Genomic DNA, 9,531 nt, shown 5'->3' with positions numbered 1-9,531 from the left:
CCCCCGGCGTGCCTTCCACCCCCCTCCTAGCGTCCCTCCGCCACGCGCAATAGAAAATCGCGAACAGCCACCGAAGAAAGTGGCCTAACCACCGCGCAGGCGAGACGATCGCCTGATCGTGCCTTTGCCCGGCAGTACGGCTTCCCGTCGCTAGATTTGCAACATTTGTTAACGTCTTACGGCCATTGTCGATACTCGTCGGGATGATAGTGGGTCGGGGATGTTCAAGAGCCTGTTGCGCGAGCGTCGCCGCTCGATAGCCGTGCATGGGCTTGCCCGCCTTGAGGCGTCGGCGGAGCCGGCGTTCGATCGTTTCGTCGGTGCCGCCGCTGCGGCCTTCCACGCGCCTATCGCGGCGCTGTCGCTGATCCATGACGACGTGCAGGCGATCAAGGCGGCGCGGGGTATCGCGTTGCATTGCATGCCGCGACAGGCCGGGTTCTGCAGCTTCGCGCTCGACCGGGACGGCGTACTGGAATGCTGCGCCGCGCTCGACGATCCGCGTTTCGCCAAGCTGCCCGGCGTGGTCGGCGAGCCGCACATCCGTTATTATATCGGCGCTCCGCTACGGCTGCTGAGCGGGGTCGATGTCGGCGCCCTGTGCGTCGTCGATACCGTCGAGCGTCCGCCCGCCTCGACCGATCAGAAAGCCTATCTGCTCGGGCTCGCACGTCAGGCGTCGCAGGCGCTCGAGGCGCGGCTCGATATCCTCGGCTACGCCGCATGATGCGGGTGGTGGCTTGTCTCGCACACGATCATGACCTGCGGCTCGTCGCATTGGCGCTGGCGGTGGCGCTGCTCGGCTCGCTGGCGACGTTGCAGACCTTCCGCCGCATCGCGCTGGCACCCGGCCCCAGCCGCACCGGCTGGATCGGGCTCACCGCGGTCGGCATCGGCACGATGGTGTGGGCGACGCATTTCGTCGCGATGATGGCCTATCGCGCCAGCGCGCCGGTGGTGCTCGATCCGCTGCTGACGCTCGCCTCGCTGCTCGCGGTGATCGTCCTGGCCGCGCCGGGGCTGGCGATCGCGGCGCGGCGGCCGCTCGCGGCGCGCTTCGGCGGTGGCGCGATCGTCGGGATGGCGATGACGATCATGCATTATCTCGGCATGGCTGCCTATCGCGTCGACGGCATCGTTCATTGGGACGCGCGTTTCGTCGTCGCCTCGCTGATTTGCGCGATGCTGCTGTCGGGTGCCGCGTTCGCGATGTTCAGGCGCCGCCGCGGCTGGCGCAACGTCGGTGCGGCGGCGACGCTCGCGCTGGCGGTGGCGACGCTCCATTTCACCGGCATGGCGGCGCTGTCGATCACCGCGCTGACGCTGGGCGAGGGATTGTCCGACGTCACGATGACGACGCTGGCGATCACCACCGCGATCGCGGCGATGATCGTCATCGGCGGCGCCGCGGTGAGCGCGCTGATCGACGGCCATACGCAGGGCGAATCGTATCGGCGGCTGCGGCGCATGGCGCTGCACGATGCGCTGACCGACCTGCCCAACCGGATGCATTTCACCGAGGAGCTGGAGCGGCGCTTCCGCATCGACGGCGGCTACCACCGGCTCGCCACGGTGATGCTCGACCTGTCGCGGTTCAAGGTGGTCAACGACACCTATGGCCATCAGGCCGGCGACCAGTTGCTGATGGCGCTGGCGGCGCGGCTGACCGCAAGCCTGCGTCCCGGCGAATGTATCGCGCGACTGGGCGGCGACGAATTCGCCGCGATCATCTCCTATGACGCGGGGGAGGAGCTCGATGCCTTCCTGCTGCGGCTGCGCGCGGCGTTCGCCACGCCGTTCGTGTTCGACCGCTTCAGCGCGACGATCGACGCCAATATCGGCGTCGCGCTGGCGCATCACGACGGCTTCGATCCCGATGCGCTGCTCGCCAAGGCCGATCTGGCGATGAGCCGCGCCAAGGCGGCGCGCTCGCCGGAACCGTGTTTCTACGATGCACAGATGGACGAGGCGGTACGCGCGCGCCGCGAGTTGGTCACCGATCTGCGCGCGGCGGTCGAGGCGGAGGCGTTCGAACTCCATTACCAGGTGCAGGCGTCGGTCGAAACCGGAGAGATCACCGGTTACGAGGCGTTGGTCCGCTGGAACCACCCGACCCGGGGGCGGATCGCGCCGTTGGTGTTCATTCCGCTGGCGGAGGAAAGCGGCGAGATCGTGCCGCTGAGCATCTGGATCCTGCGTCAGGCGTGTTTCGAGGCGGCCTTGTGGACCAACCGGCACATCGTTGCGGTCAATCTGTCGCCCAAGCATCTCGCCGACCCGCGGCTGGTCGAGACGGTGGCGGCGGCGCTCGCCGACAGCGGCCTGCCGCCCGATCGGCTGGTGCTCGAACTGACCGAGAGCGCGATCATCCACGATCGCAACTTCGCACTCGACCAGTTGCAGGCGCTCAAGGCGATGGGAATCGGCATCGCGCTCGACGATTTCGGTGTCGGCTATTCGTCGCTCGACGTGCTCCGCTCGTTCCCGTTCGACCGGATCAAGCTCGACGCCTCGTTCGTGTCGGCGATCGACCATGACGACCAGGCGGTGTCGATCCTCCGGTCGGTGGCGGCGCTCGGCCGGACGCTCGGCATGTCGGTGCTCGCCGAGGGGATCGAGCAGCCTGCGCAACTGTCGATCGTGACGCGCGAGGGCTGTTCGGCGATCCAGGGCTATCTGATCGGCAAGCCCGCGCGCATGCTCGCCGACCCCGGCGAGGTGCGGCAGGCGATGCTGCTCAAGCCGCGATCGCTGGTGCCGGGGATCGCCGCGACGGGGTGAGGAGGCGTTGGCATCGCCGGGCGAGCGATCACGGGCGGACATCGAAGGCTTATCCGCAGGTTGGCACCCGGGCGGCGATGTGAGAACAACCGGGCATGAATGCGCGATTGATGAAGCTTCTTGCCCTGCTGCTCGCCAGCGGATTGTACTGGCAGCTGGTTTGTGAGGTGACGGGAGCGCAGGAGCCCTGGGATAGCGATGGTTATTGGATATTCTGGTATCCCGTCTCCCTCGCATTGGCGGCGGTCGCCGGGTACTTATCGAGAAGCCACGGGTGGCTGGCCGGAGTCATCATCACGTTCTCGCAGCTGCCAGTGATGTGGATCAACGCCGGAACAGGCCCGTTGCTCGCGGCAGGATTGCTCTTCCTGTGCATCCTGGCAGTTCCAGCCGCAGCGGTCTCATTCATTGCCGGTAGGGTTGCGATGCGAACCCGGACGTCCTGAACGTCCGAATGGTGGCACTGCCATTCGACAGGCCCACCAAATCCATGCGGTTACCCGACCGTTGTCCTTCCGGACGCCTAGCGCTTCTTGCGGCAGGCGTCCGAGCAATAGATCACCGAGTCCCAGTCGCGCGCCCATTTCTTGCGCCACGCGAAGGGGCGCTCGCACGCCGGGCAGATCTTGGTCGGCAGATTGCCCTTGGCGATGCCGTTGGGCATCAGCGTGGCTGCGCGTCGAGGAATGCGGCAACATCCGCGAGGTCCACCGATTTGTCGAGATAGGTCCGGCCGATGCCGCGGGCGAGCAGGAAAGGGAGCGTGCCGGCCGCCATCTTCTTGTCGTGGCGCATATGGTCGACCAGCGTGGCGCCGCTTGCGGCGATGCCGGCGGCGGCGAGACCGTCAGGCAGGCCGACGCTGCGAAAATGCGCGGCGACGCGGCCCGCGTCCTGTCCGGAACCGATACCCTGCGCGGCGGAGAAGGCGAAGGCGAGCGAACAGCCCGCCGCGACGCCTTCGCCGTGGATCAGTTTCTGCGAGAAGCCCGCTTCGGCCTCCAGCGCATGGCCGAAGGTGTGGCCGAGGTTGAGCAACGCGCGCGTGCCGTTGATCTCATGCTCGTCGGCGGCGACGATGCGCGCCTTGGCGGCGACGGCATGCGCGATCGCATGGTCGCGCGCCGCCGGATCGCCGGCGAGCAGCGCCGCGCCGTTCGCCTCGCACCATTCGAAGAAGGCGGGATCGTCGATCAGGCCGTATTTGACGACCTCGGCATAACCGGCGCGGACTTCGCGCAGTGGCAGCGTGTCGAGCAGCGACGGGTCGATCAGCACCAGCGACGGTTGGTGGAAGGCGCCGATCAGATTCTTGCCTGCGCGCGTGTTGATCGCTGTCTTGCCGCCGACCGAACTGTCGACCTGCGCGAGCAGGGTGGTGGGGATCTGGACGAAGTGGCAGCCGCGCTTGAGGATCGCGCAGGCGAAGCCGACGAGGTCGCCGATCACCCCGCCGCCCAGCGCGACGACATGGTCGCCGCGCTCGACGCCGAGGTCGAGCAGCCGGTCGCACAGGCCGGCGAGATGCTCCCAGCTCTTGGTCTTCTCGCCGGGCGGCAGGATGATCGCCTCGCTCCGCACCCCGGCGGCGGCGAGCACCGCCTGCAACGTGTCGGCATGGGGGCGGACGTTCTCGTCGGTGACGATCGCCATCGTGCGGCCACGCGCGAGTGGGGCGAGATGGTCGGCGGCGCTTGCGAGCAGCCCGGCCGCGATATGGATCGGATAGCGGCGGTCGCCGAGCTCGACGGTGACGGTCCTCATGCCGCGTGCCGCCCATGGCCGATCGCTTTCAGGATCGCATTGACCGTGGTTTCGTGCGGGGCGGCGTTGCTGGTGATGTGGATATGCGCCTCGGCGTAGATCGGGTTGCGGATGGCGGCGAGCTCGGCGAGGACCTTGCGCGGGTCCTTGCCGCGCAGCAGCGGGCGGGTGTCGCGGCGGCCTACGCGTTCGGCGAGCACGTCGGGATGTGCGCGCAGCCAGATCGCGGTCGCCTCGGCTAGAATCAACGCGCGCGTCTCGTCGTTGATGAAGGCGCCGCCGCCGGTGGCGATCACCTTGGGCGTGCCGTCCATCAGCCGCTGGATGACGCGGCGTTCGCCGTCGCGGAAATAGGGCTCGCCGAAGCGCGCGAAGATTTCCGCAACGGTCATGCCGGCGGCCTGTTCGATCGCGGTGTCGGCGTCGACGAAGGGCAGGCGCATCCGGTTCGCCAGCCGGCGGCCGACGGTCGACTTGCCGACGCCCATCAGCCCCACCAGCACGATCGGCCGAGCGGGATCGTGGCGGGCAGGGGCGGCAGCCGGGGGATGAGCGCTTTGCAACATGGAATGGAGCGCTATACAGCGGGTCCGGACGGGGCAAAAGCTCCGCATCCGTCTTTTACGTGTCCTAAGGTACGGTATGTCTCGCTTGGTCCTCTCCGTCATCGTGCTCCTCGTCGTGGTGGGCGGCGGCCTGTTCCTGCTCGCCGGCCGCGCTTCGGAGCGGCCGCAGACGCATGTCGAAAAGGCCGTGACGCTTGCCAACCTCAGCTAGGGCGTACGCTGTGCGTGTCGCCTGGACAGTGGCTTGGCGATGAGCGATCCGACTGCTCCATCCACGCCGTCACCCCGGACTTGTTCCGGGGTCCACGGTGCCGCAGGAGCAACGGATCAGTCGCCTGCGGAACGGTGGATGCCGGAACAAGTCCGGCATGACGGGGGAATCTTGGCAGCGGTTTCAGGGCATAGGCGGCGCTCAGGCATGCGTCGACTGACGCGCGGCGTCGCCGCCGTCGCGATCACCGCCGCCGCCGTTGCGGCTTATGCGCAGGAGCGGCCCGAATCGATCCTGCCGCCGGGCTTCGGCGAACCGGCGCAGGCTCCCGCACCCTCGGCGCGCGCAACCGCGTCAACGCCCCGTACCACGCCGACCGGCACGATCGCCGCGCCGGCGCCCGCCGCCACCGGGCTCGTCCAGCCGCTGCCGCTCGACCTGCCGGCACCGGTGGCGAGCGCCACGCCGAGCCCGACGCCGACCGTCGATCCGGCGGTGCTCGCCCAATATGAGATGCCGCTGTCCGCGCGCCGGTCGCTCGATCGGGTCGGGCCGGCGGGGGAGCGCGAGGGCGCGCTCGCCGCGGATGCGTTCGGCGAGGCGGACGGGCGCTATCTCGAAGGCCTGATGCGCCGCGTCGCCGCGCCGCTGCCGTCGCGCTGGCTGTCGATCCTGCTGCGGCGGACATTGGTCGCGCAGCTCGATACGCCGGCGCAGGTCCATGGCGCCGATTTCGCCGCCGAACGCGCGTGGCTGCTGCTGCGCATGGGCGAGGCGGTCGGCGCGCGTGCGGTCGTGCAGAGCGTCGACAATGCCGGCTACACGCCCAAACTCTATCAGGTCGCGATGAACGCCGCGCTGGCGACCGGCGATCCGGCGGAATTGTGCCCGATCGCCGATGCCGGCTTCGCGGCGACGCGCGAGCGGGGCTGGACGCTGGCGCAGGCGATGTGCGCCGGGCTCGCCGGCGAACCGGCGCGCGCCAAGGCGCTCGTCACCGCCGCGCGCAAGCGCAACGTCGCGACCGGAATCGACCTGCAACTGGCGCAGAAGGTGGTCGGTGCCGGTCCCGGTGGCGGACAGGCGGTGACGATCGAATGGGCGGGCGTCGACGCGCTGACCGCCTGGCGTTTCGGCCTCGCCGCGGCGACCGGAGTCACGATTCCCGCCGACATGTTCGCGACCGTGGGGCCGCAGGCGCGTTATTGGTATGCGCTCGCGCCGGGGATCCCGATGGCCGAGCGACTGACATCGGCGGAGGCAGCGGCGGGGCAGGGGGTGCTGTCCGCCGCGGCGCTGGTCGATCTGTACGGCGCACTCGATGCGGCCAACGACACGCCGGCGCCAGTCGCCGCGTCGATCAACGACCTGCGCACCGCTTACATCGGCGGCGACATGGACACGCGGCTGACCGCGTTGCGCGCGCTGTGGGGCACCACGCCCGCCTATCCGCGGCTGGTGCTGACCGCGCGCGCCGCGGCGCGGCTGCCGGTACGGACCGGGATCGCCGACGCGCCGCAGCTCGTCACGTCGATGCTGACCGCGGGGCTCGATCGCAGCGCGGCGCGCTGGCGGGCCGCGGTCGACGAGGGCAGCGACGCCTGGGCGATGATCGCGCTCGCCGACCCGGACAGCGGCGGGCGGCTGAGCTACCGGCAATTGTCGTCCTATGCGGGCAGCGGCAATGCCGCGCTCAAGCAGCGACTGTTCTTCGCCGGCCTCGCCGGTCTCGGCCGGCTGACGCAGGAGGATACCGAACGCGCCGCGGCGGCGCTCGACGTGAAGATCGGCGCCGAGAACAGCTGGACGCGTGCGATCGATCGTGCCGCATCCGATGGCCAGCCGGGGACGGTGGTGCTCCTTGCCGCGATTGGCATGCAGACGCCGCAATGGCGCGGCGTGCCGCCGGCGATGCTCTACCGGATCGTCAGCGCGCTGCGCGCGGTCGGGCTGGAGGGCGAGGCGCGGATGATCGCCGCCGAGGCGCTCGCGCGGGTGTGAGTAGCGGCGACCGCGCGCTGATCGAGCGGTTCCTCGAGATGCTCGTCGCCGAGGCCGGCGCGGCGACGAATACGATCGCCGCCTATCGCAGCGACCTGACGCTCGCCTCGGCGTCGGTGCCGGGCGGGCTCGTCGCGGCGGATGATGCACGGTTGCAGGTGCTGGCGGAGGACTGGCGCGCGCTGGCGCGGAGCACCGTCGCGCGCAAGTCGGCGGCGTTGCGGCGTTTTTACGCCTTCCTTGTCGACGAGGGGCATCGCGCCGACGATCCGGGCAAGGCGCTGCCGCGTCCCGGCGCAGCGCGGCCGCTGCCAAAGGTGCTGGGCCATGGCGATGTCGAACGGCTGTTCGCGCCGATCGCCGCGTGCATCGGGGTGGAACGGCCGCTGCCCAACGACCTGCGGCTCGCGGCGCTGGTCGAGCTGCTCTACGGATCGGGGCTGCGCGCGACCGAGCTGGTCAGCCTGCCGCGCAATGCCGTCCATCCCGACCGGCCCTATCTGATCCTCAAGGGCAAAGGCGGGCGCGAGCGGCTGGTGCCGCTGTCCGACCGCGCGCGGGCGGCAGTAGCGGCGTGGCGCGGGCACGTCGCGGTCGAGACGCCGTGGCTCTTCCCATCGGGCAAGGGACATTTGTCGCGCATCCGCCTCTACCAGCTCGTCAAGGCGCTGGCGGTGGAGGCGGGCATCGCGCCCGACCGGGTGAGCCCGCACGTGCTGCGCCACGCCTTCGCGACACATCTGCTTGCCGGCGGCGCCGATTTGCGCGCCTTGCAGTCGATGCTCGGCCATGCCGATATCGCGACGACCGAGATCTACACGCATGTCGATGCGAGCCGGCTGGTCGAGCTGGTCAATGCGCGCCACCCGCTCGGCGATCCCGGGCGCGTTGACGGACGCGCGCGTCGCCCGTAACCGGCGTTCCATGGCGAGCTTCCTCGAATTTGAAAAACCGATTGCCGAGCTGCAGGGGCGGATCGACGAACTCCGCGCGACCGCGGCGGACGGCACGATCGACATCGCGGCCGATCTGGCGCGGCTGCAGGCCAAGTCGGACAAGCTGTTGCGCGATACCTTCGCGAAGCTGACCCCGTGGCAGAAGACGCAGGTCGCGCGGCACCCGGAACGGCCGCATTTCAAGGACTATGTCGCCGGGCTGTTCGACGAGTTCGTGCCGCTGGCGGGCGACCGCGCCTTTTCGGACGATCAGGCGATCATGGGCGGCTTCGCCAGCTTCCGCGGCCGCAAGGTGATGGTGCTGGGCCATGAGAAGGGGTCGGACACCGCGACGCGGCTGCGCCACAATTTCGGCATGGGCAAGCCCGAGGGCTATCGCAAGGCGATCCGGCTGGTCGAGATGGCGAGCCGATTCGGCCTGCCGGTGGTGACGCTGGTCGATACGATGGGCGCCTTCCCCGGTATCGAGGCGGAGGAGCGCGGCCAGGCCGAGGCGATCGCGCGCTCGACCGAGGCGTGTCTGGCGGCGGGCGTACCGGTGGTCGCGGCGATCGTCGGCGAGGGCGGCTCGGGCGGTGCGGTGGCGCTGGCGGCGGGCAATCGCGTGCTGATGTTCGAACATGCCATCTATTCGGTGATCAGCCCCGAAGGCTGCGCCTCGATCCTGTGGCGCACCGCCGACAAGGCGGCGGACGCGGCCGAGGCGATGCGGGTGACGGCGCAGGATCTCAAGACGTTCGGCGTGATCGACACGATCGTCCCCGAACCGCTCGGCGGCGCGCATCGCGATCCCGCCGAAGCGATTCGTGCCCTGGGCGACGCGCTCGACGAGGCGCTGGCTGGCCTCGATCACCGCGACGCCGCGACGTTGCGGCAGGACCGGCGCGAGAAGTTCCTGGCGATGGGCCGCCTGTAAGCCTCACGAGAAAAGGGCGGCGGAACCGGAGTTCCGCCGCCCTTCGCATCGATCCTACCCGAAGGTGGGATCAGGTCGCCGACATGTTCGTCGACACGTTGTTGAACGTGGTCTTCAGCTTGTTGCCGAGGCCCTGCATCGCGGCGATCGCGGCGACGGCGATCAGCGCTGCGATCAGGCCGTATTCGATGGCGGTCGCGCCCTTGCTGTTCTTGATGAACTTGCGAATCGTCTGCATTCCGGTCTCCATAATCGACACTTCAGTCACCCGGCTGAACCGGTGAACCGGAGCAGCAGGGCGGACATAACCGGCGCAAGGTTGCTAAACGTTTAAAC

Annotated in this window: 10 protein-coding genes and 2 pseudogenes; 7 read left to right on the top strand and 5 right to left on the bottom strand. The window is 69.2% G+C overall.

Features of this window, described 5'->3' with window-relative positions:
* Positions 1 to 220: 220 nt before the first annotated feature.
* A pseudogene (locus FFS23_RS06020) lies at positions 221 to 679 on the top strand (GAF domain-containing protein); the annotation flags it as partial.
* Here FFS23_RS06020 and FFS23_RS20705 read toward each other — a convergent pair.
* Positions 623 to 778 (bottom strand): annotated as a pseudogene (locus tag FFS23_RS20705) (hypothetical protein); the annotation flags it as partial. The pseudogenes FFS23_RS06020 and FFS23_RS20705 sit on opposite strands and share 57 nt — an antisense overlap.
* On the opposite strand from FFS23_RS20705, the gene FFS23_RS06015 reads away from it, so the two are divergent.
* Both FFS23_RS06015 and FFS23_RS06010 read left to right on the top strand, forming a co-directional pair.
* Positions 727 to 2,781: a putative bifunctional diguanylate cyclase/phosphodiesterase gene (locus FFS23_RS06015; RefSeq protein WP_249340544.1), complete on the top strand. Its 2,055-nt coding sequence runs from the start codon at positions 727 to 729 to the stop codon at positions 2,779 to 2,781. The pseudogene FFS23_RS20705 and the gene FFS23_RS06015 sit on opposite strands and share 52 nt — an antisense overlap.
* A 110-nt stretch (positions 2,782 to 2,891) precedes the next feature.
* On the top strand, positions 2,892 to 3,227 hold the full coding sequence (locus FFS23_RS06010) for a hypothetical protein (protein ID WP_137897863.1): 336 nt from the start codon (positions 2,892 to 2,894) through the stop codon (positions 3,225 to 3,227).
* Positions 3,228 to 3,304: 77 nt separating this feature from the next.
* On the opposite strand, the gene FFS23_RS06005 is transcribed toward FFS23_RS06010, so the two are convergent.
* The 3 genes from FFS23_RS06005 to FFS23_RS05995 are packed head-to-tail and all read right to left on the bottom strand — an operon-like array spanning position 3,305 to position 5,111.
* Positions 3,305 to 3,445, bottom strand: a complete 141-nt coding sequence (locus tag FFS23_RS06005; RefSeq protein WP_081974303.1) for a DUF2256 domain-containing protein — start codon at positions 3,443 to 3,445, stop codon at positions 3,305 to 3,307.
* Entirely contained in the window at positions 3,445 to 4,545 is a 1,101-nt protein-coding gene (gene aroB, locus FFS23_RS06000) for a 3-dehydroquinate synthase (protein WP_137897862.1), read from the bottom strand. Before aroB ends, FFS23_RS06005 begins: the two co-directional genes overlap by 1 nt.
* The gene (locus FFS23_RS05995; protein WP_081974304.1) at positions 4,542 to 5,111 is read right to left on the bottom strand and encodes a shikimate kinase; all 570 of its coding nucleotides are present in this window, start codon (positions 5,109 to 5,111) and stop codon (positions 4,542 to 4,544) included. The genes aroB and FFS23_RS05995 overlap by 4 nt, the downstream gene beginning before the upstream one ends.
* Before the next feature lie 85 nt (positions 5,112 to 5,196).
* On the opposite strand from FFS23_RS05995, the gene FFS23_RS20575 reads away from it, so the two are divergent.
* From FFS23_RS20575 to FFS23_RS05980, 4 genes are all read left to right on the top strand, one after another.
* Complete coding sequence (locus FFS23_RS20575) at positions 5,197 to 5,322, top strand: hypothetical protein (RefSeq protein WP_283214443.1); 126 nt, start codon at positions 5,197 to 5,199, stop codon at positions 5,320 to 5,322.
* 207 nt (positions 5,323 to 5,529) lie between these two features.
* Positions 5,530 to 7,323, top strand: coding sequence for a hypothetical protein (locus FFS23_RS05990; RefSeq protein ID WP_171009382.1), 1,794 nt, complete (start codon positions 5,530 to 5,532; stop codon positions 7,321 to 7,323).
* On the top strand, positions 7,320 to 8,237 hold the full coding sequence (locus tag FFS23_RS05985; protein ID WP_283214442.1) for a tyrosine-type recombinase/integrase: 918 nt from the start codon (positions 7,320 to 7,322) through the stop codon (positions 8,235 to 8,237). Before FFS23_RS05990 ends, FFS23_RS05985 begins: the two co-directional genes overlap by 4 nt.
* A 10-nt stretch (positions 8,238 to 8,247) precedes the next feature.
* Entirely contained in the window at positions 8,248 to 9,195 is a 948-nt protein-coding gene (locus FFS23_RS05980) for an acetyl-CoA carboxylase carboxyltransferase subunit alpha (protein WP_038658995.1), read from the top strand.
* 70 nt (positions 9,196 to 9,265) lie between these two features.
* Here FFS23_RS05980 and FFS23_RS05975 read toward each other — a convergent pair whose 3' ends face one another.
* Complete coding sequence (locus FFS23_RS05975; protein WP_038666264.1) at positions 9,266 to 9,433, bottom strand: Flp family type IVb pilin; 168 nt, start codon at positions 9,431 to 9,433, stop codon at positions 9,266 to 9,268.
* Positions 9,434 to 9,531: the final 98 nt, after the last annotated feature.

It is taken from the genome of Sphingomonas sp. 2SG, from assembly GCF_005503285.1.
GTDB lineage: Bacteria > Pseudomonadota > Alphaproteobacteria > Sphingomonadales > Sphingomonadaceae > Sphingomonas > Sphingomonas taxi.
This window is presented reverse-complemented; position numbering and strand designations above follow the sequence as displayed.

Coding starts and splice junctions, on each gene's coding strand:
- FFS23_RS06010 (WP_137897863.1), top strand. CDS start 2,892: ATGAAGCTTCTTGCCCTGCTGCTCGCCAGCGGATTGTACTGGCAGCTG.
- FFS23_RS05975 (WP_038666264.1), bottom strand. CDS start 9,433: ATGCAGACGATTCGCAAGTTCATCAAGAACAGCAAGGGCGCGACCGCC.
- FFS23_RS05995 (WP_081974304.1), bottom strand. CDS start 5,111: ATGTTGCAAAGCGCTCATCCCCCGGCTGCCGCCCCTGCCCGCCACGAT.
- FFS23_RS05990 (WP_171009382.1), top strand. CDS start 5,530: ATGCGTCGACTGACGCGCGGCGTCGCCGCCGTCGCGATCACCGCCGCC.
- aroB (WP_137897862.1), bottom strand. CDS start 4,545: ATGAGGACCGTCACCGTCGAGCTCGGCGACCGCCGCTATCCGATCCAT.
- FFS23_RS06005 (WP_081974303.1), bottom strand. CDS start 3,445: ATGCCCAACGGCATCGCCAAGGGCAATCTGCCGACCAAGATCTGCCCG.
- FFS23_RS06015 (WP_249340544.1), top strand. CDS start 727: ATGCGGGTGGTGGCTTGTCTCGCACACGATCATGACCTGCGGCTCGTC.
- FFS23_RS05980 (WP_038658995.1), top strand. CDS start 8,248: ATGGCGAGCTTCCTCGAATTTGAAAAACCGATTGCCGAGCTGCAGGGG.